General features: G+C 71.1%; 23 protein-coding genes. All 23 read left to right on the top strand.

Annotated features, from left to right (window positions below):
* Positions 1-37 precede the first annotated feature (37 nt).
* The 23 genes from ACIQR3_RS35650 to ACIQR3_RS35540 all read left to right on the top strand — a co-directional run bounded on the left by ACIQR3_RS35650 (position 38) and on the right by ACIQR3_RS35540 (position 19851).
* Positions 38-880, top strand: a complete 843-nt coding sequence (locus ACIQR3_RS35650; protein ID WP_403545387.1) for a relaxase/mobilization nuclease — start codon at positions 38-40, stop codon at positions 878-880.
* 14 nt (positions 881-894) lie between these two features.
* Entirely contained in the window at positions 895-1593 is a 699-nt protein-coding gene (locus ACIQR3_RS35645; protein ID WP_403545385.1) for a hypothetical protein, read from the top strand.
* A gap of 29 nt (positions 1594-1622) precedes the next feature.
* Positions 1623-2378, top strand: a complete 756-nt coding sequence (locus tag ACIQR3_RS35640; RefSeq protein WP_403545383.1) for a hypothetical protein — start codon at positions 1623-1625, stop codon at positions 2376-2378.
* 382 nt (positions 2379-2760) lie between these two features.
* Complete coding sequence (locus tag ACIQR3_RS35635) at positions 2761-3030, top strand: hypothetical protein (protein ID WP_403545381.1); 270 nt, start codon at positions 2761-2763, stop codon at positions 3028-3030.
* A gap of 67 nt (positions 3031-3097) precedes the next feature.
* On the top strand, positions 3098-3859 hold the full coding sequence (locus tag ACIQR3_RS35630) for a hypothetical protein (RefSeq protein ID WP_403545379.1): 762 nt from the start codon (positions 3098-3100) through the stop codon (positions 3857-3859).
* A gap of 386 nt (positions 3860-4245) precedes the next feature.
* Positions 4246-4629 (top strand): hypothetical protein, encoded by a 384-nt coding sequence (locus tag ACIQR3_RS35625; protein WP_403545377.1) that lies wholly within the window; start codon positions 4246-4248, stop codon positions 4627-4629.
* Positions 4626-5429 (top strand): DUF317 domain-containing protein, encoded by an 804-nt coding sequence (locus ACIQR3_RS35620; RefSeq protein ID WP_403545376.1) that lies wholly within the window; start codon positions 4626-4628, stop codon positions 5427-5429. The genes ACIQR3_RS35625 and ACIQR3_RS35620 overlap by 4 nt, the downstream gene beginning before the upstream one ends.
* A gap of 27 nt (positions 5430-5456) precedes the next feature.
* A complete protein-coding gene (locus ACIQR3_RS35615; protein WP_403545374.1) occupies positions 5457-5831 on the top strand; it encodes a hypothetical protein in 375 nt (124 codons plus the stop codon).
* Positions 5780-6646, top strand: a complete 867-nt coding sequence (locus ACIQR3_RS35610) for a DUF317 domain-containing protein (protein ID WP_403545372.1) — start codon at positions 5780-5782, stop codon at positions 6644-6646. The genes ACIQR3_RS35615 and ACIQR3_RS35610 overlap by 52 nt, the downstream gene beginning before the upstream one ends.
* 118 nt (positions 6647-6764) lie before the next feature.
* Positions 6765-7265, top strand: coding sequence for a hypothetical protein (locus ACIQR3_RS35605; RefSeq protein WP_403545371.1), 501 nt, complete (start codon positions 6765-6767; stop codon positions 7263-7265).
* Positions 7262-8014, top strand: a complete 753-nt coding sequence (locus ACIQR3_RS35600; protein WP_403545369.1) for a DUF317 domain-containing protein — start codon at positions 7262-7264, stop codon at positions 8012-8014. The genes ACIQR3_RS35605 and ACIQR3_RS35600 overlap by 4 nt, the downstream gene beginning before the upstream one ends.
* Positions 8015-8059: 45 nt before the next feature.
* The gene (locus ACIQR3_RS35595; RefSeq protein WP_403545367.1) at positions 8060-9838 is read left to right on the top strand and encodes a TraM recognition domain-containing protein; all 1779 of its coding nucleotides are present in this window, start codon (positions 8060-8062) and stop codon (positions 9836-9838) included.
* Positions 9839-10290: 452 nt separating this feature from the next.
* Positions 10291-10887, top strand: a complete 597-nt coding sequence (locus ACIQR3_RS35590; protein WP_403545366.1) for a hypothetical protein — start codon at positions 10291-10293, stop codon at positions 10885-10887.
* A gap of 26 nt (positions 10888-10913) precedes the next feature.
* A complete protein-coding gene (locus tag ACIQR3_RS35585; RefSeq protein ID WP_403545364.1) occupies positions 10914-11726 on the top strand; it encodes a hypothetical protein in 813 nt (270 codons plus the stop codon).
* Positions 11727-11863: 137 nt separating this feature from the next.
* On the top strand, positions 11864-13048 hold the full coding sequence (locus ACIQR3_RS35580) for an IS701 family transposase (RefSeq protein WP_403545362.1): 1185 nt from the start codon (positions 11864-11866) through the stop codon (positions 13046-13048).
* Between the two features lie 171 nt (positions 13049-13219).
* Positions 13220-13867: a DUF317 domain-containing protein gene (locus tag ACIQR3_RS35575; RefSeq protein WP_403545415.1), complete on the top strand. Its 648-nt coding sequence runs from the start codon at positions 13220-13222 to the stop codon at positions 13865-13867.
* A gap of 27 nt (positions 13868-13894) precedes the next feature.
* On the top strand, positions 13895-14758 hold the full coding sequence (locus ACIQR3_RS35570; RefSeq protein ID WP_403545361.1) for a hypothetical protein: 864 nt from the start codon (positions 13895-13897) through the stop codon (positions 14756-14758).
* 285 nt (positions 14759-15043) lie between these two features.
* Positions 15044-15478, top strand: coding sequence for an XF1762 family protein (locus tag ACIQR3_RS35565; protein WP_403545359.1), 435 nt, complete (start codon positions 15044-15046; stop codon positions 15476-15478).
* A gap of 83 nt (positions 15479-15561) precedes the next feature.
* The gene (locus ACIQR3_RS35560) at positions 15562-16161 is read left to right on the top strand and encodes a hypothetical protein (RefSeq protein WP_403545357.1); all 600 of its coding nucleotides are present in this window, start codon (positions 15562-15564) and stop codon (positions 16159-16161) included.
* A gap of 86 nt (positions 16162-16247) precedes the next feature.
* Positions 16248-17054 (top strand): hypothetical protein, encoded by an 807-nt coding sequence (locus tag ACIQR3_RS35555; RefSeq protein ID WP_403545355.1) that lies wholly within the window; start codon positions 16248-16250, stop codon positions 17052-17054.
* A gap of 102 nt (positions 17055-17156) precedes the next feature.
* A complete protein-coding gene (locus ACIQR3_RS35550; RefSeq protein WP_403545422.1) occupies positions 17157-17465 on the top strand; it encodes a hypothetical protein in 309 nt (102 codons plus the stop codon).
* Entirely contained in the window at positions 17462-18739 is a 1278-nt protein-coding gene (locus tag ACIQR3_RS35545; RefSeq protein ID WP_403545353.1) for a DNA cytosine methyltransferase, read from the top strand. Before ACIQR3_RS35550 ends, ACIQR3_RS35545 begins: the two co-directional genes overlap by 4 nt.
* Complete coding sequence (locus ACIQR3_RS35540) at positions 18739-19851, top strand: DnaB-like helicase N-terminal domain-containing protein (RefSeq protein WP_403545351.1); 1113 nt, start codon at positions 18739-18741, stop codon at positions 19849-19851. Before ACIQR3_RS35545 ends, ACIQR3_RS35540 begins: the two co-directional genes overlap by 1 nt.
* The last annotated feature ends 22 nt before the right edge of the window (positions 19852-19873 follow it).

Raw genomic sequence — 19873 nt, 5'->3', positions numbered from 1 at the left:
GCGACCTCCACCACCGCACCAGAGGAACCGGAGCAGCGTGATTCCCCTTCTTCGCCCGCCTGTGCACCTCCCGCACGAAGCGCTCGGCCACGCTCTGGGGCGCCCCGTCTCGACGGACGAGGGGCTGACCGAGCACACGGTCGTCGCCCACTGGCCGGGGCTGGACCGCTACACCATGGACGACGAGCAGTCCGCGTGGACAGCGGCGCAGTGGGCCGAGCACCTCGAAGACCCGCTGGTGGACAACCCGTTCGCCGCCAGCCCCCGTGGGGACCGGCTTGCCGTCTTCCATCTCACGGTCCGCCTCCACCCCGACGACCGTGAGCTCACGGGTGCGGAGTGGGCCGAGATCGCCCACCGTTTCGCCCGTGCCGCCGGCATCCAGATTCCCGGTGACGACCAGGGCTGCCGGTGGATCGCAGTCCAGGCCCAGCCCGGGCGCGTGGACCTGCTGGCCAACCTGATCCGCCTCGACGGCGCCTGGCAGCACCGGTCGGCCAATCTCTTGCACCGACTCGCCGACGAAGCACACCGTACCGAGCAGGACCTGCGTCTGATCCCTGCCGGCACTCAGTACGCACGCCAGCAGGCCCTCGACCGGGTGCCGACCGCGTCGGATCAGCTCGCCGCGGTGCTCACCCAGATCGCTGACGAGCGGTCCGGTCCGCTGGCTGCCGTGCGCGGCCTGATCGAACACACCGCTCACCGCGCGGCCCACCAGCACGCCGGTGCCGCACACAGCTTGGAACTGCTGGCCCGCCGTCTCCACGGCATCCAGCAGGACCTCGACGCCAGCGCCGCGTCGCTGGCCGCAGCCTCCCCCTCCAAGGCGCTTCCCCCGGTCGCTTCCGCCCGTCCCTCACCGCGCCACAGCCTCTAGGAGAAACGGTTCCCTTGCCGCTTTCTGACCGCGTGCTGGTCATAGGCAGCGATCCTCATTCCAGCGAGGTGATCGCCCGGGGCGGAGATCCCGAAGCACACAGCCTCCTGCAGCGCTGCGGTTTCGTACCCGTCGTACGCCTCCACGAGAGCTACCACCGCGCCCCTGCGGAACTCTCCGAGAACGAGGAAGTCGCTCTCGCCCGTGAAGCCGTGGGCCGGCTGCGAGCCGTCGGGTACAGCGTCGACTGCGGCGAGTCGTCCGAGACCGACCTGCGCCCGCCGCACTACCTGCCGCTCGGTGCCCAGATCGCCCACCTCGCGGACCGCCTGCGGGAAGCGACCACCACCCAGGAGGCAGCCGAGGTCCTCACCGAGCTGACCGCCTCGCACGACGGTGTCCTCGCGGCCCTCGGAACCGTCCTGACCGCGACAGCCGACTTCTACGACGGTCTCGAAGGACGTGTCGACACCTACACCGCCCGCCGCCTGCGCCACCTCGCCGCCGAGCCCTTGCACGGCATCAGCACCGACCTCTGCCATACGCGCACCTCACTCCTCGACCGGCAAGCTCCGCACCCCGGCCGCAGCACCCGCACCGGCGAGTTCCCGGCCGGCGAGCACGAATGCTCCGCCGTGTGCGCCTGCCCGCCCCCGGCCCGCACGGTGCCGGCCCCGCCGTCGCCCTCAGCGCCCGCCGGACCGCGGCGCTGAAAGCCCACCCCACCCCGCCAAGGATCTGTATGCACGACCTGGAAGATTCCGAACGCCTGGCCTCCTACGCCGACGTTCTCGCCGGTGAACTGCCCGGCACCTGGACCAGCACCTACCACCTGCCCGAGGACAAGGACGACCTCGCCGACCTGACCGACCGGATCTGGGACCTGGACCTGGTCGCCCAGGCCCTGGCCGAGCACCCGCTGGGGCATGCCGCCGTGCTGACCCGCTCCGACGGCGCCCAGCTCGCCGTCCTGGACCGGCACGACGGCCAGGACGGGTTCCTCATCGCTGCCGTCGCCCCGCGCGCCCTGCCCGACGAGGCGTACCGGGGGGTGAGCGAGCCGAACGGGATCGCTCTGGCCGACGACCCGTTCCTCGGCGCCGAGCAGGTCGCCGGTGATCTCCTCGGCCGTTACGACAGCGCTCTGGCCCAGGCCCGCCACAATGCCGCGCCCGGCATCCACCCCTCCCGGCCCGACCAGGTCGTGCTGACCTGGCAGAGCGACGGCGCGCTTGCTGCCGTTCCCGTCGGTGAGACGGCAGCCGCGGTGCTGACCGACAACGGCTTCGTCAAGGACGAACAGACCGGGGTCCACACCCTCGCGGCCGACGACACCAGGGCGCAGGCCCGTGCCGTGTACCGCATCGGCCAGCAGCTCGGCGCCCAGGGCATCACCGTGGCGCTGCAGCACCCGTCGGGCCGGATCGCGCCGGCCGTCACCGCGCCGACCAACCCGCCGGCCACGGCTGCCGTGACCCGTACGGCCCGGTTCCGGTGAAGCGGGCAGAGCCCGACTTCTGGCCGCTGCAGTACGTCACCATCGTCAAGGACGTGCGCACCGGCTGGTCGTCGCACTCGGCGGCACCGAGGAGGAGGCCGGTGTGCTGCAGCGGCACGGGTTCCTCGACGTGCCCGGCCCCCTCGGTCCTTTATCACCGGCTGCCCCACGATCTGCCCCCTCGACCAGCAGTGTCGCAAGGCGACTGCCGCGTCCCACGCTCTGCTGTCCACAGGTCACAGCGTCTACCTGGACCCGGCCCTCGACCTCCTGGCCACACCTGAGGCTGACCGCCGGGCCGCCGGGTGCTATCTCACCCAGCTCGGACAGCTGGCCTCCCAGGCCACAACCGGCGAGGAGACGGGCCGCCGTCCTGACGGAGATGGCCGAACCCAGGCAGGGCCTGATGCCGCTGCTGCGCGATGCCGTCGTCCGCGCCGCTCTCGCCTGGGCCCGGCAGCTGGAAGCCGCAGGGCAGGCAACGGCTCCAGCCGACCGGCTCGTGGAGACGATGGACCTTCTGGCCGACTCCGCCCACGAAGTGCTTGTCGCCCGCAACCAGGCCGCGCGCACGCCCCCGCGGCCGGCCCACGGCAGGACGGTTCCCGCACCTGCCGCGTACTCCTCGCCCTCGCGGCCCCGTCGCCGCTGATGCACCCGCGGGTGACAGCGGCCCTTGCTCATCGCCTTCCCCCCTTCCCCACTCAGCGAGGTAGTTCTTGCTCTTCTCGTCCGCTCACCGTGCTGCTGCCGCGATCGTCTGTGCCGCGGCGCTGACGTCGCTCACCGCCTGCGCCAACACCGCCACTTCCGGCAAGTCCGCGGACAGCTCCGCGCCGCCCCGGTCGTCCGCCACGCCGTCGCCCAGCGTGGCCCGTAACGGCGTCGAGGCGAAGACCGCCACCCAGATCTACGCCCTCAGCAACGCGGCCAACGCCGACGCCGGCAGCTCCCGTCAGCGGATGTCCCGCAGCAACGCCTCCAGCGACCTGTGGGTCTCCGCGACCGAGTGCACCGGCACCGTGAAGGTGACCGGCATCGGCTCCTACCGCCTGGTCCTCAAGGACGACGAGGCGTGGATCAAGCCGGACTCCGCGTTCACGAAGTGGCTGAACAGCGAGGCAGGCGAGAACCTGCTGCATGCCGGTACGTGGTACCACGGGACGCTGGACAGCCGCTTCGTCCAGTCCCTCACCTCCTACTGCCACACCGAGGCGTTCACCTCCCCCGATAACCTCGACGCGAGCACCAAGGTGACCAAGGGAGCGGTGACCACGCTGAACGGCCGGCAGGTGGTCCCGGTCGTCATGGAGGCCAACGGCGAGACGGTGAAGTGGTACGCGGCCGTGACGGGCGAGCCGTACCTCGTCGCGCAGATCAGCTCCCGCGAGGACATGACCGACGTCGCCTACTCCGACTTCGGCACCCCGGTCAACGTCCACAAGCCGTCCGGAACCATCAGGGAAGCACCTAAAGACTGATCCTCTTCCCGCACGCCGCCACGGTGGGCGGCGTGGCCTGTGCCGCCTCGGGTCCCGGGAGTCAGCCGGGACCCGGCAGTCCGCACTCCTTCGCCCCCAGCACCGGCCCGCCGCCTGCCGTGAGCCCGGGCGGCCCGGCACCTCGCCGGGGCCGCCCACCGCCCCACCCGATGCCCGGAGAAACCCGTAGCAACGCGCATACCCCCACCGATGAGCACCCGGCTCAAGCCCCGGCTCGCCACAGCCCTCTTCCGCCGCTATCTGCGCGCCTGCATCCCGACCGGCCCCGGCCACCCCTTCGTCGGCCGGCCGTCCGGAAACGGGTCCAGCCCAGACGCAGCGTGCCGACAGGCGCCACCACCGATCGTCCACCGCCCCGGAGGAACATGTCCGACCCCGCCACCTACCCGGTGAGACTGGCCGACGAGATCACCCGCCGGCTCGGCCAGCTCGCCGACCACCTCTCTCAGCTTGCCCCGCCCCAGGCCGCTCAGGTCATCGCCCGCGTTCTCGACCCGGACGCCGGAGTCCTCGCCGGCGTCACCCACCTCGTCGCCACCGGCAGCGTGTTCGCCAAGGACCAGGCAGAGCAAGGCGCGCTTCCCGCGGAGGTATGGCTCGCTCTGGGCCGGGCTTCGAACGAGTTGTACGACATCTCCCTCGACCTGGACGAACACCAAGACACCCTCCAACGCGTCGCCGCCCAGCCCGCCGCTGCAACGGCGAAGCTCCCGGTGCCCGCGCCACTCGTTGTACGGCGGCGCCGGTGAAGCGCACACGGTGGCCGGGCCGGCCAGCGGGCGAGCAGCCTGAGCAGCACTATCTGATTGAGCCCCGCGCGCTGGCCGGCGGCGGCGACGTCCGTCACGTGTTCGCCTTTCTGCTGGCCTCCGGCTGGCAGGACATCGCCAAGAAGGGCGGTCCCGTGGCGGTGCGCAGCCCGGACCGGACCGTCCGCGTCTCCTACGACCCGTACGCGCAGCCGGGCGGATGGACGATCCACAGTGCGGCGCAGGGGCAGCAGGCGCCGTGGCAGGCGGTGCTGGGTCCGCAGACTCCCGTGGAAATCGTCGCCGCGCTGACCGACTCCCTCGTCCAGCCACGCTCCGCGCACGCCCCCGACGCGTGGGCACCGCTGGCCGGGCAGCGCTGGAAGACGGGTTTCGATGACCGGCACTTCACCGCGACCAGCCCTGACGGCGCGGCGTGGCTGCACTTCCGCCAGGGCCAGACGGGCGACGCCGTGTGGTGGTCCGGCGCGCGGGACCAGCAAGGAAACGGCTGGAGCGCGCAGTTCACCGCCACCATCCCGCTGCACCTCGTCGCGGCGTTTGCCACGGCGCTCGCCAGCCCCGAGCCCGTGATGCGTCCCCGGGGACGCGTGCCGCACAGCACGCGGATCCGCACGACGTCCGTGTCCGTCCTGCCCTGGCAGCTCCGCGCCTGGCAGCAGGCCCGGGTCACCGCCGCCCGCGCCGCCACCTGGGCCCGCACCTGGCCGGCCCACCCGCCGTCCGCCGCACCCCGCCGCGCCCGCTCCCCCTTCGCCCGCGCCCGCGCACGCCGCTGAACCCCCTTCCCTTCCTTCAGGAGTGTTGTGCCCGACCTGACCGTCAACGACATCCACCACGCCACCGAGACCCTGTCCAAGCTCACCGAACACCTCCGTGACGCCCCCGACCCCGTCGAGGCCCTCGCGCTGGTCGAGCCCTTGCTCGACGAGTACACCGGTCTTCCCGTGCAGTTCGGCGACACCCTGCGCGCGCTGGCCCGCGTCATCGCCGACCACCCGGACACCCCGCGCGCTCCCGCGCTTCGCCTGCTGGTCGCCGAACTGCGCAGCGCCGCGTGGGAGCAGAGCGACCAGCACGCTCTGCACTACGTCCTGGACGACCTGCGCTCCCTCCTCGCGGAGCCGGAGTGCTCCGGCGCCGATGGCTGCCCGACGCCGGAGTGCTGCCGGTGCCGGTGAGCGAACGGCAGCTCGCCGAGTTCGCCTCCAAGCACGCCGGGCAGATCCCGTTCGACACCAGTCCCCGCCACCTGGCCGGCCCCGGTGATGCCCGGCACGTCACGCACGGCCTCGCCGCCGCCGGATGGACCCGCATCAACGAACCGTTGGACACCCACCTGGTGCTTGCCAGCCCCGACCACCGTCACCGCCTGCAGTTCACCCCGGAAACGGGATACGTGGCGAGCTGGTGGCAGCTCTCGTCGGTGGGCTTCGGCAGCGGGTACTGGCAAGCTTCCTTCGGGGCGCTGGTCCCCGCCGAGGTCATCTCCCGCCTGACCGACGCCCTCATCGCCCCGCCGCCCGACGAACCACCGGAACCGTGGCAGACGATGGAGGCCGCGGGCTGGGCCCGCGCCGAGGACGGCACGGCCCGCTCCAGCGACGGCAGGTGTGTCATCCAGCACCGTCCGCCCAGCGAGTTCCACGACGCCCCGGAATGGTCCATGGACACCCACGAATCCGGTGACACTGCCTATCCCGGCCCTCGGATCTGGCACGCCCGCTTCCACGCGGACACCCCGGCCCACCTGGTCAACGCCTTCATCTCTGCGCTGACCGACACCAGCCCTCTGCAGCGCGGGAAGTTGGACCGGACCGGCCACTACAGCGCCGTGCAGGAACCGAGCCGACTCTCGCCCGAGCAGGTGGTCACCGCCCACACCGAGAGGATCAAGGCCATCACGGCGCAGGACCGCGTCGCCCGCCGCCGGCAGCGGCTGACCACCGCCCCGGCCGCGGCTCACCGGACCGGCACGGCTCCACTGCGACGGTGACCCGCCCCGTCCCACCAGCCCCCTCACGCCGAACCCATAGGACTTCGCCATTTCCCGCACTTCTCCCGAGCATCGCAAGGCCCTGAGCCGCCTCGACCGCTACCAGCGCGACGCAGACATGATCCTGGCTTCCTGGGACGCGTACTCCGACGAGCACACCGATCTCGACGGCTGGCCCCACGACGCCGACGCCTACGGACTTCGCCAGAGCAAGCGCGATGCCGACACCGCCGCCGCGTTTGACACCATCCACGACTCCGCCCGCCACCTGCTGACCACGGCCGAGACCCAACTGCCCCAGCTCCCAGCCACGTCGGTGCAAAGCCGATGGGTGTACCAGCTCGGTGTTCTGCGTGACGCCCTCGACCACCTCGACGCCTTGCGCCAGGACTGGCTGAGCACCCGCGACAGCTTCCCCGTCGGCACCGGCCCCGGCACCCCCTCCTACGACGACGCCCTCGCCGACTACCACGCCGAGTCCTGGAGCTACCTGCGCGACTGGGCCGACCAGGGCCACACACTGACCGAGATACACCGCGCGGCCCGGCACACCTCCCCTCCGGCCCCCCGGCCGACTGCGGCGCCGCTGCCAGCACCGGCCTCAAAGGTGCGCCGATGAGCGCGCCCGAGCCGGCGGGCACGGTGCGGATGGTCTCCGTGTCCCCTCTGTATCTGGCCGGGGGCGGCGATCCGGCCTGGGTGACCGTGCCGCTGCACCGGGCCTGCGGGTGGAGTCACGGCACTGACCCGCTGCTGCCGCGCGTCCTGCTGTCCAGCCCCGACCAGAAGGCGATGTTGCGGCTGGAGCCGAAGGCGGACGGGCCGTGGTGGACCATCCAGCACGCCCGCACCGCGGACCAGCCGGCCTGGTACGCCAGCTTCGGTGCCCGTACGCCTGTGGAGATCGTCGCGGCCTTCACTGACGCCCTCACCTCCCCGTGCCGGCCGGCCGTGGCTCCCGACCCGTTCGAGCCGCTGCGGAAAGCCGGATGGCAAGCACCGGCAGATGATGCCTTCGTCTCGCCCGACGGTCTCGTCCGGGTCGACCGAACGGATTCATGGGCCATCAGGACAGCCCCCTCCCCCATCGCGCCGGCCTTCTGGCGAGCCGACCTGAGCGGCAACACACCCGCCCATCTCGTCACCCTGCTGACCAGCGCACTCTCCAGCAACACTGCCGTGGTTCGCGCACCGGCCCAGGTGCCGCATCTGGCGCGCGCCCGCATGAACCTCACCACCCCGGACATCCCCGCCGAGGCCCTGGCGTCCGCGCTGGAGGACCGGGTTCGCGCCCTCGCCTCCCACCGTGCCGCTCATGCAGCGCCGGCACGACCCCACCCTTCCGCCGGCCACGGCCGCACCCGCTGACCCAGCATCGCCTCTGCCCTCTTATCCGGAGAAGCCCCCTCCCCCTTGCGTCCTGCCTCCAACACCTCCAGCGACGGGTACGACGTCGCCTTCCGGATCCTCCTCGGCGTCCTCGCCGTCGTCGTTCCCCTGTCCCATCTCGCCTGGCTGTCCGGCAACATCACCGCCTGGGTAACCGGCCACGACTGGGCGCCCTACCAGCCCACCACCGCCCTGCTCCACCCTGATCAGCTCTGGCCCGGCACCGGGCCGACGGCCCTGCTGATCGGCGCCCGTATCGTCCCCGTCACCGTGCTCCTCGCGCTCGGAGCGGTCGCCGGCGTCCTGTTCTCCCGCCACAAGACCAGCGGCGGCGGCCGGAAGAAGAAGATCACCGGAATGGCCAAGGCGAAGGACATCGAGCCGCTGATGGCCAAGGCCATCACCACCAAGGCCCGTTCCTTGCGGCCAAGTCTGAAGTCCGCCAAGCACATCGCCGCGAAGGACACCGGCATCCTCCTCGGCAACCTCCAGGGCACCCGGCACGAGGTGCGCATGGGGTACGAGGACGTCGCCGTGGCGATCATGGCGCCGCGGTCCGGGAAGACCACGTCCCTGGCGATCCCGTCCATCCTCGCCGCCCCCGGACCGGTCCTGCTCACCTCCAACAAGGCCGCCGGTGACGCCTACACCGCCACCCTCGACGCCCGCGCCGCCGCGGGGCGGGTGTGGTCGATGGACCCGCAGCAGATCGCCCACGCCGCCCGCCAGATGTGGTGGAACCCGCTGGCCGACGCCAAGACCCTCGACGGAGCGGGCCGACTGGCCGGGCACTTCCTCGCCGCGTCCGTGGATGCCTCCCAGCAGGGCGACTTCTGGTCCAAGGCCGGCTCCAACATCCTCTCCCAGCTCTTCCTCGCCGCCGCACTCGACGAGCGGCCGATCACCGACGTGATGCAGTGGCTGGCCTTCCCTGCCGACCGTGCGCCGCTGGACGTTCTGCGCGATCACGGATTCGCGGCCGTCGCCGCCCAGCTCAAGGGCACCGTGGAAGGTCCGCCCGAGACCCGCGACGGCATCTATGAGACCGCCCGCCAGTACGCCGCCGCCCTCCTCAACAGCGAGATCGCCGCCTGGGTCACCCCGCAGAAAGACGTCCCCGAGTTCCGGCCCAGTGAGTTCGTCACCTCCGGCGACACCCTCTACCTGCTGTCGAAGGACGGCGGAGGAGGCGCCTCCGCGCTGATCGCCGCGTGCGCGGACTCCGTGATGCGCGCGGCCACCGCGCAGGCCGAGCGGGCCGGCGGACGCCTGGACCCGCCGATGCTCGCGATCCTGGACGAGGCCGCCAACGTCTGCAAGATTTCTGATCTTCCGGACTTGTACTCGCATCTCGGGTCACGCGGGATCATCCCGATCACGATCCTGCAGTCCTACCGCCAGGGCCAAAAGGTATGGGGGGATGCGGGCATGGACGCCATGTGGTCAGCGTCCACGGTGAAGGTGATCGGCTCCGGCATCGACGACCCGGACTTCGCCGACAAGCTCTCCCGGCTGATCGGCGACCACGACGTGGAGACCACCTCCACCTCGCATTCCGAATCCGGCAAGTCCACCTCCGTGTCGATGCGGCAGGAACGCATCCTGCCCGCCGACGCGATCCGCGCCCTGCCCAAGGGCACCGCGCTGTGCTTCGCCACCGGCCTGCGCGCCGCCATGCTCGACCTGCGCCCCTGGTACCTCGAACCCGGCGCCGCCGAGTTGTCCGCCGCCTCCGCCCGGGCCTCCCAGGCGATCACCACCCGCGCCGTGGCCAAGCAGTCCGACTTCGGGACAGCCGCGTGACCCCGCACCGCTCACCTGGACCACGCATTCCCCACCGGTAAGGCGCACACGGCGTAGCCGCCTGCCGCGAACACCAGCACATCGATCCCCCTGACCGAAACCGCTCATGCCACACATCGACGATGTTCCTGACGACTGGAACCCCGCACACCGCTGCTGCCTGACATGCGGCAACGGCGACGACCTTGTCACGCTGCGGGCAGTCACCCACCGCACGACGAACCAGTAGGCACTCGCCTGCACCAGGCATATCTCGGCAGTCTTCGCCGTCCTGGGCTCCTTCGCATCGGAGCCGGAACCGGCGGCCAAACCGTGGCCACCACCCCCGCGCCAGCAGGGGGCCGGCCGGCCGCGCACGAGGCCGTCGACTGCCCGCACCGTCGCCAGCCCTCCCCCTTCAGCGAAGCGACTATGACCCAGCCACCATCCCTCACCAGCCCGCAGAAAGCAGCATGGCACTCACCGACCACCACGGCATCTTCATCGGCGCGACCGGCGACGGACACACCTTCATCGTCCTCAACCACCCCATCCCCCCGGCCATTCTCATACTGACCGACGCCGGCTTCACCGCCCGACGGCACCGTGGCCGCACCGTCTACCTCCTGCGGCCCGTCACCGCCGAGGAGGCCGACAAGCGAACCGGCGTGGCGGCGCACGAGCTGATGGCCCACACCCACGACATCATCGACCTGGCCTGGACCACCCGCCAGCACGACAACGGCCACAACCCGCCCGGCGTGGTCTTCAGCTTCGCCAACGGCGCCGTCACCGCGACCGCCACCACCGACGCGGCACACGACGTCCTCGTCCGGCACGGCTTCCTCCTCACCGATCAGAAAAGGCACTACCTGCTGCCGGACGCCCTCAGCGAGCGGACCACGCTGAGCGCCGTGGCCAGCGCCGAGGACCACTTGGATGGCAACGGCGTGAGCGCCCACATCGACCTCGGCATCCCCACCGTCAAGGACATCCCACCGGCACCGCCCCGCCCCGACGCCGCGCCCGTGCTACCCCCCACACACCAGACCGCCCGGCGCACCCGCTGACCACCCACGTGTCCACTCGGAGCCCTATGCAACCCATCGACCTTGAAACCGAGGTCACGCGGCTGCGGACCCTCGGCAGCGACTTCGAGGACCTGCACAGCGATGTTCTCCACCTGCGTCCGAAGCCCGGCCCCGACGCCCAGCAGAAGATCACCACCGTGATCGTCGCCACCAACGCGCTCGTTGAGCGTGCCCTGGAGCGTCTGGACGCCCTCGCGGGCAGCCAGTACACGGCAGTTCCCGGCAGCCGTCCCTCGCTGGAGGCGATGGCCTCGGTCGTCCACGCCGGCGCCACCGCCGCCCGCGACCTGGCCGCCGCCCTCAGCGAAAACCCGGCGCAGGGAGCGCCCTATCCCAGATCCTCGCCCGACCAGGCCGTCCAGCACGCAGCAGCGTCCAACACCGTTGCCGAGCACCTCGCCGAGGCCGCGCACCATCTCGAGCACGCCTTCACCAGCTGCTATTACCTCGCCCGTGGCATTCCCCGGGATCTCCAGCAACATCCCGGGCAGCAGCCTGCCGTTACGCCGGTGAAGCTCTCCGCCAGCCAGTACGACGCCCTGGTCCGGCTGTCCCAGGGGGGCGGTCAGGTCTTTAGCTCGATCCGGTCGGTCAACTCCCGGGCCATGGACGGGAACGGCCGTACCGTCAATCAGGCCACGCTGGCGGTCCTGACCAAGCACTCGCTGGTCACGGTGGACACCTCGACGTCACTGTTCGTGGGGCAGCGCCTCGTAGTCACCGAGGCAGGACGGCAGGCCATCGCCGCCTACAAGCCCTCCGCCTCCCCCGTCCAGGCAGTTCCCGCCAGCACTGCGACGATACGGCGAGCACGATGAACGGCTTCGCACCGTCCGACCGCGTCCTGATTTCCCCGCGTCACCTGGCCGGCGGGGGCCTGGACCGGATCAGTGATGCCCTAGTACTGCAACGGTGCTTGCCGTGACTGCTCACCAACTCGTTCGTTGGTGAGGTCATGGGTGGGGACCTTGCTGATGTCAGGTCGTGGGCGGGTGAACTGGATGCGCTGCATGATCGGTTCGTGCACCGGTTCAACCGGGAGGAACCTCGTCAGTCGGCGCTGGCGTACATGCGTGGGCTGGTTGCTCCGCTGGAGCGGAAGAACGGCTGGACGCTGGCGGAGGAGGCCGGACACAGCGGTCCTGACCGTATCCACCGGCTGCTGAACCGCATTGAGTGGGACGCCGACGAGGTCCTGGACGACGTACGGGACTACGTCGTCGAACACCTCGGCGGCGAGGACGCCGTCCTGATCGTCGACGACACCGGCTTCCTGAAGAAGGGCATCCGCTCGGCAGGGGTCCAGCGGCAGTACTCCGGCACCGCGGGACGCACCGAGAACTGCCAGGTCGGAGTGTTTCTCGCCTACGCCACGAGCCGTGGACGCACACTGCTCGACCGCCGGCTGTATCTGCCCGCCTCCTGGACGGACGACCGGGAACGCTGCCGGCGGGCCGGCATCGGTGACGATGTCGCTTTCGAGACAAAGGTGGCCATCGCCAAGGCGATGGTCCGCCGGGCCGTCGCCGGCCGGGTCCCGTTCAGGTGGGTGACGGCGGATGCCGCATACGGTTTCAGCAAGGGCTGGCGTTTCGAACTCGAGCAGGCCGACATCTTCCACGTCATGGCCACCACCCGCCACGACACCGTCGTCACCCGCTGGGCGATCGACCACCCCGTCCACGACCTGTTCAACGGCCTCGCACGACAGAAATGGAAGCGCCGTTCCTGCGGCGAGGGAGCCCACGGCCGGCGGGTCTTCGACTGGGCGCGCGTCGAGGTGCGGCCCTGGCACCGCCCGGACCGCAGGCACTGGGTGATCGCCCGCCGCAGCGTCCGCCGGCCCGAGGAGATCTCCTACTACATCGCCTACTGCCCCGCCGGCACCACCCTGGACGAGCTGATCCGGGTCGCCGGCAGCCGATGGGCGGTGGAGGAATGCTTCCAGAGCGCGAAGCAGGAGTGCGGCCTGGACGACTACCAGGTCCGCCGCTACCCCGGCTGGCACCGCCACATGACCCTCGCCATGGCCGCCCACGCCTGCCTGACCGTCCTGCGGGCCCGCCAACTGGATGCGGACAAAGCAGAAACGGATCCTCCCAGCTCATCCACCTCAGCCTCGCCGAGATCAGACGCCTGATCGCCCGCCTCACCGACCGCCGCCCCACCCCGACCGGCCACATCCTCCACTGGTCCACATGGCGCCGCAGACGACAACACCAGGCTCGGATCAGCCACTACAAACGACGCGGACACAGCCCATGACAACTGGCCACCAGTCAGGACAAACACCGTTGCAGTACTAGGACCGCTGGTCAACCTCTTCGACTGGCACCACACACGTGATCCGGACACCGGACACATCACCCTGGCTAGCCCCTGCCAGAGCCTCCGCGTCGACTTCGACCCGACCGACACGCAGGGTGTGTGGTGGCGAGTCATCCACCACGAGCCGTACTGGCAGGCCCGCTTCAGCTGGCAGACGCCGATCGAAGCGATCGCCGCCGTCACCCAGTCCCTGCCCCGCATCCTCGGCGACCGCCGACATGCGGACCGTATCTCCCTCACAGCAACCGGCCGTCCACAGACCGCGGACTTCAGCGGCTGGACCCGGACCCGTGGCGAGCGGTCGACGACCTACACGTCCGCAGACGGGCACTGCTCCCTCACCGATCAGCCGGACGATCAGCTCCGCTGGCAGATCAGGAGCAGTCTGTTCGACGGTTTCGACACACAGTGGACCGCCGCCTTCACCCGCGCCGTTCCTTCCCGCCTCGTCGTTCAGTTCTTCGCGCACCTGGTCGCGGACACCCCCGTCGAGCGCACGTACGGCGACCTGCCCCACCTCGTGCAGCGCTCCACCAACGTGGTCATCACCCCCATCCGCAGGGCAGCGATCAACCCACACGTCCACCATGCCCTCACCAGGCTCGCCGACCACCAGCGCCACCGCCGGTGACGCGGCGCCCGCAGCATCCGGAAAAAAATGACGTCCACTCCTTTCCAGCCCGAGCACCTGCTGCTTCTGGGCGACAACTTCATCCGCCACCACGACGTCCTGCAGTCCGGCACACTCCTGGACGGTCCCCAACCAGCCGATGCTCTCGTACGGCACATCACCCGCACGCAGACCCTGGCCCGCCGCACCCTGGACGTGCGGAACTCGGCGGCAACCATGCCCCATCTGCACCATTCACCGATGATCCGCGCCGGCCTCGACCGACTGGTGCAACTCGCCACGCTGACCGTGCTCGCCGCCGACCATCTCCTGCACGCCGCGGACATTCTCAGGGACACCCCCCGCACATCCCTGTCCGGCGGTCCAGATGCAGCGGCACCCTCAGACCAGCACCCTGCGGAATCGCATGACGTCGGCTGGCACATCGTCCGGGCCGAGCAGCTCACCGCTCTGGGCGCCGAAGACTGCCTCGGTCTCGCCGGCACCTTCGCCCGAGCCCTGCACCAGCAACACCCCGGCCCGGATCACCGGCCACCGTCACTCTCGGCCACCCAGCACGCCACGCTACGGGCCATCGCCACCGGCCGGATCACGCACAACCGGCACCTCGACAAACTTCACGTCTCTCCCGGCGACAACCTGCGCGTCACCGGCGCCACCATCCGCGCCCTGACATCGCGCGGCCTCATCCAGCGCGAACCGTGCCCACTGGTCCTGCATGACCGCTACCACCTCACCAGCGCCGGTCACCAAGCCCTTGCCGCGGCGCTCGCCCACTTCCAGAGCCTCGCACCCACCACCCGCCGCCCGCCCCGGCGCCGCCCCGCCGCTACGTCACTAGGTGCCCCCACGAAGCTGTCCCCAGGTCGACCGAGTGTCCGACAGCGTTGAACCCGCAGCTTCCGCGAACCCTCACAAGGTCCTTGACCGAAAGGCCGCCGACCGGCCCGGACTGAACGTGTGCCGACGGACGCCCCCACGGCCCTCCTCGCCGGCCCAGAAGACTCCCGGCCCCGTCCGGGCAGTGCACCACCCGCCGTCTCAGGGGCACGGCTCCGCCCGGCCTCGCTGACCCCGCTCCGACTCCGAACCAGGAACGCGTTGTCTCCCTCAATATCCGCCTCCCATCGCCCCGATTGCAGCCAGACTCCTGCGAGCGGAACAGGTCTGCACCTGGTGCCGGTCCGCTCCCGGGAGGCCAAGGACTTCGTCCGTGTCTGGCACCGGCATCACCCGCCCCCGCCCGGGCAGATCTTCGCCGTCGGAGCAGCCGACCCCACCGGCACCCTGCGTGCCGTCGCGATCGTGGGCCGGCCCGTCGCCCGCCACCTCGATGATGGCAGCACCCTGGAGGTCACCCGTACCACCAGCGACGGCGCGCGCAACGCCAACTCGATGCTCTACGGGGCGGCGTGGCGGGCAGCGAAGGCTCTCGGTTACCGGCGGCTGATCACCTACACGCAGGACGGCGAGAGTGGCGCGTCCCTGCGCGGGGCCGGTTGGCGTGTCATCGCCAGCAGGCCGCCCCGGGCCGGCTGGCACACCGCTTCTCGCCCCAGGGCCGACCGCGGGACGGATCGCATCGCCCGGCTCCTGTGGCAGGCCCCGTGAGCCGGTGCGACCGGCCTGCTCCAAGCCACGTTGCCGATATCACGGCGCTTCGACTGGAGTTGTCCGACGTGCACATAGCCAACATGGCCGAGCACACCCGTCTCCTCGGCGAAGTCGCTCTTGCGTTGAGAACTACGCGCAGTGGTGCAGCGGTACGCGAAGGTGAGATCGCCAAACCTGTCCGGGAGATCGCGCCGATCGGCCTGAGCATACAGGAGCTGGCGATGCGCTGCACGCGGCAACTTCACGACCTGTCCACCAGCCAGTACGCCTTGGCAATGGGCGGTGCCGAGAACCTCGCCCATCTCGCCGGTGCCTGCTCCCAGATCTCGCTCGCCGCCACGCTGTGCAACCTCGCCATCCACCACCGCACCGAAATCCTGCTGTACGAGGACGCCGACTCCACTGCGGCGTCCAGTCGTGATCAGTTGCGGCGGGCCGGTGATGAGCTGGACCGGGCGGCCACCACCTACCGTGCCGTCGCGCAGCGGCTGTCCCGCCGACTGGCGTCAGCAGCAGCCCAGCGCGAGGACCAGCAGCTGATCGCTCTGGCCACGGCCGGGGAGCCGAACAGCGCGTCCACTGGCACACGCTCCCTGGCCCTGTCCGACCCGGTCGGGACAGCCAGCACTCGGGCCACTGCACACATCCCGTCATCCCCCAATCTGCGGCATGGCCGGTGACGGCTCGCGCGGCTTCCCTGAATCCAACCCGCCCCTGGAGACCAACCATACGAATGAAAGCCTCCCCTTCCTCCGACCCCGCCCCCATGTTCGATGTGGAGGTGCCCGTTGCGCCGACGCTGGTGGAGCGTTTGCTGGCTCTCGCCGGCCTCTACACCGAGCACAACGACCGGATCGACCTCCTGTTGGCAGGGACTGCCGCACCCGCCCCGGACGCTTACGTGTCCTCCGCCCGGCGTCTGGAACGCGAGGCGCTGGCCTGCGTCAAGGCGGTCCGGCAACAGCGGCTGGCACCCGTCGAGCCGGTTCCCAGCGCGGTCGTGAGGCTCAAGCAGACCGCCTACCTGACCAGCGGGGCCACGCGCTACCTCACCTCCGCCCAGCAGTCCCTCCCCACGGACGATGCCGCCCCCGCACGCCTTGACCGCCGCCGCGGGTTCGGCCAGCACGTACGGCAGGCCCGTGAACTGACCGCCCTGGCGCCCGCGACCGTCGTGGAATCCACCACACACTTCGCCTACCGGCTGCCCGCCAAGGCACACGCCCACACCACGGTCCCCGGCATGGACGGGGCCCAGCGCCGCTCCCTGCTCATGATCGCCCGCGGCCACGTCGCCGTCACCGGACACTACGAAGCCGGCAGCCACGACCGCACCGACTCGGTGGACACCGACATGCTGCGCCGCCTCGATGCCCAGGGCCTGGTCACCTGCGACGCCGCGTCCGCGCCGCCCTTCTACTCCGGCGGGCAGCCCCGCGACCGGGTACGCCTGACTCCCCTGGGCCTTTCCGTCCTCAGCACGGTCATCGCTGAGCCCCTGCCAGCCGGCCCTCCCACGGCCCGGCCCGTCCCCGCCCCGGCCGCGACCCCCAGTGCCCGCACACGCCGCTGACAGCGCCCACCGCCCGCACCCGCACCCGCAAGGAAGTCTTCGATCACCACCACGCCCACCCTCATCTGCATCTCCCTCGGCGCCGGCGTCCAGTCCAGCGCCATGCTCGCCCTCTCCGCCAACGGCATCCTCCCCAGAGCCGACTACGCGGTCTTCGCCGACACCGGCTGGGAACCACGCGCCGTCTACCAGCATCTGGACCGGCTGGAGAAGACGATCGCCGCACCCGCCGGGATACCGATCCTGCGGGTCACCGCCGCCGAGTGGGCCGCCCGCCAAAACGAACTGCCCGACGGCGCCGACATGGAGGAGCTGGAGCAGGGCGTCGCGGACGGCTGCTCCCCATGGGCCTGCCGCGGACAGACGGAGGACGCCGCGCCGACCCGGGACGACTTCGGGCTGGCTTCTTGATCCTGGATCTGTTCGCGGGTCCGGGTGGATGGAGCCACGCGCTGTCCGTCCTCGGCGTGCGGGACATCGGCCTGGAGTGGGACGAGTGGGCCTGCAAGACGCGTGTGCGTGCGGGGCAGTTGACGCTGCGTACGGATGTGGCGCTGTATCCGGTGTGGCCGTGGGTGGGCCGGACCCGGGGGCTGATCGCGAGTCCCCCGTGTCAGGCGTGGTCGATGGCCGGCAAGCGCCTCGGGCTGGTGGACCAGCCGCTCGTGCACCAGGCCGTCGCCGACCTCTCCGCCGGCCGGGACACCCGCGCAAAGCTGCTCACTGCCTGCCGGGACAAGCGTTCCCTGCTGGCGGCCGAGCCGATGCGCTATCTCCACGCCCTCAACACGGTGGGCGAGCCCGAGTGGGTCGCCATGGAGGAAGTCCCCGATGTTCTGCCCTTGTGGCGGCAGTACGCGGCCGTCCTGCGCCGCTGGGGATTCTCGGTGTGGACCGGCATCCTCAACGCGGCCGACTACGGCGTCCCCCAGACGAGACGGCGGGCGATCCTGATCGCCTCCCGGGTCCGCACCGCCCAGCCGCCCGAGCCCACCCACGCGCAACGCGCCGAGCCGGAATCACTGTTCGGGCCGGGCCGCGCCCGGTGGGTCAGCATGGCCGAGGCCCTCGGCTGGGGCGCCACCGACCGTCCCGTGCCCACCGTGTGCGCCGGCGGCGGCCCGGGCGGCGGCCCCGAACCCTTCCCCTCCGGCTCCCGCCAGACCCTGCTGACCGCCCGCGACCGCAGGCTGTGGCGCCCCCAGCACACCCCCACCGACGCGCTCCTCTCACCGCAGACGCGCGAAGCGGACCGGACCTCCCCCCAAGGCGCCCGCCCGGACTCCGACACAGACAGCACGGCCCCCGCCTTTGCCGGCAAGGCCACTTGGAAGTGGTCCCTGCGCAGCAACAACCAGGCCAAGGCCACCGTCCGGCCGCTGGACGAGCCCGCTGGAACGCTGTTCTTCGGGCACCGCGCCAACGAGTGCACCTGGATCGCCGAACCCACCGCGAACCAGCCCGGGAACCAGCCCGTGTCCCCGGCCGCGCCCGCTCCGATCCGGATCACCGCCCGGGAGGCCGGCGTCCTGCAGACGTTCCCCTCCGACTATCCCTGGGCCGGCAACAAGGGCCAGCAGTTCTCCCAGATCGGCAACGCCGTCCCCCCGCTGCTCGCCGGCCACCTCCTCGCCCCCCACCTCGGTATCCCCCTCCTCCCCGACGACTTCACCCTGGCAGCCTGATGCCCCGCCCTCCCCTCCCCGACGAGCACGACGGGGCCGACACCATTCCTGCGCCGCGGCCGGTCTTCCATGCCGAGCAGGCCCTCCTCGGCGCTCTTCTCCTCGAACCCCACCGTCTCGGCGAGATCACCGGCATCGCCGCCGGCTCGTTCTCCACCGCCGTGCACTCGGCCCTGTTCGCCGCGATCAGCACGCTGCCCGCCCCCAACCCGGCCGAGCACGCCAAGAACACGACCTGGCTCGACCAGGTCCTCGTCTCGGCCAACCAGCAGGTGCGCGGGCTGACCGCCTCCTACCTGCACACCCTCATCCAGGTCTGCCCCTGGCCGCGGCACGCGCCCGCCTACGCGCGGATGGTCGAGGCCGAGCACGCCCGCCGGCGTCTGCGTACCGCCGCCGAGCACCTCGTGCAGACCGTGCACGACGCCTCCCTTCCGGACCCCGTCCAGGCGGTGTTCGCCGAGGCCGACACTCTCACCGCGGTCGTCGACGACATCGCAGCCCGCTTCCCGCCGCGCGCCGGTGTCCTTCCCCGCACCCCCGTACCAACGCCGGCCCCCGCCCCCGGCTTCACCGAGGCCATCGAGGAGGAACAGGTACTGCTCGCGACGGCAGCCGCCTGCCCTCAAGACATCGAGTCGGTCGGGTGGCTGGTCCCCGACGACTTCACCCACCCCTTGCACGCGGGGCTGTGGCAGTGCCTGGCCGCCCTGGCCCGCCGCCAGGAGCCGGTCGACCCCGTCACCATTCTGTGGGAAGCCCAGCAGCGCGGCCTGCCCGACCACGGCACAGAACCCGGCGAGGTACTGCGTCTCCTGGCCGAACCGGCGGTGTCCCTCGGGCACTGGGCCGAGCGGACACTGCGGCGTTCGCTCCTGGCCACGGCCGACCACACCGGCCGCCGCATCCAGGCATACGCCGACGACCCGGCCACCACACCCTTCCAGCTCGTCGTCGGCACCCGCCGGGCCCTCGCCGATCTCGGCACCACCCGCACGCGCTGGCAGCACGCCACCGGACGGCCCCCTGCGCAACAACCGCGCCCCACGCCCTCCACCCGCGCCGGCCCGCCGACCACCACCGCCGCGCGTCCCGCCCGCACACCCCGCTAACCCACACCCCGAACACGCCGGT

Source organism: Streptomyces sp. NPDC090994 (assembly GCF_044768905.1).
Taxonomy (GTDB): Bacteria; Actinomycetota; Actinomycetes; order Streptomycetales; family Streptomycetaceae; genus Streptomyces.
This window is presented reverse-complemented; position numbering and strand designations above follow the sequence as displayed.

Coding starts and splice junctions, on each gene's coding strand:
- ACIQR3_RS35640 (WP_403545383.1), top strand. CDS start 1,623: ATGCACGACCTGGAAGATTCCGAACGCCTGGCCTCCTACGCCGACGTT.
- ACIQR3_RS35560 (WP_403545357.1), top strand. CDS start 15,562: ATGGCCGAGCACACCCGTCTCCTCGGCGAAGTCGCTCTTGCGTTGAGA.
- ACIQR3_RS35635 (WP_403545381.1), top strand. CDS start 2,761: ATGGCCGAACCCAGGCAGGGCCTGATGCCGCTGCTGCGCGATGCCGTC.
- ACIQR3_RS35600 (WP_403545369.1), top strand. CDS start 7,262: ATGAGCGCGCCCGAGCCGGCGGGCACGGTGCGGATGGTCTCCGTGTCC.
- ACIQR3_RS35585 (WP_403545364.1), top strand. CDS start 10,914: ATGCAACCCATCGACCTTGAAACCGAGGTCACGCGGCTGCGGACCCTC.
- ACIQR3_RS35580 (WP_403545362.1), top strand. CDS start 11,864: ATGGGTGGGGACCTTGCTGATGTCAGGTCGTGGGCGGGTGAACTGGAT.
- ACIQR3_RS35590 (WP_403545366.1), top strand. CDS start 10,291: ATGGCACTCACCGACCACCACGGCATCTTCATCGGCGCGACCGGCGAC.
- ACIQR3_RS35625 (WP_403545377.1), top strand. CDS start 4,246: ATGTCCGACCCCGCCACCTACCCGGTGAGACTGGCCGACGAGATCACC.
- ACIQR3_RS35605 (WP_403545371.1), top strand. CDS start 6,765: ATGATCCTGGCTTCCTGGGACGCGTACTCCGACGAGCACACCGATCTC.
- ACIQR3_RS35555 (WP_403545355.1), top strand. CDS start 16,248: ATGTTCGATGTGGAGGTGCCCGTTGCGCCGACGCTGGTGGAGCGTTTG.
- ACIQR3_RS35540 (WP_403545351.1), top strand. CDS start 18,739: ATGCCCCGCCCTCCCCTCCCCGACGAGCACGACGGGGCCGACACCATT.
- ACIQR3_RS35570 (WP_403545361.1), top strand. CDS start 13,895: ATGACGTCCACTCCTTTCCAGCCCGAGCACCTGCTGCTTCTGGGCGAC.
- ACIQR3_RS35550 (WP_403545422.1), top strand. CDS start 17,157: ATGCTCGCCCTCTCCGCCAACGGCATCCTCCCCAGAGCCGACTACGCG.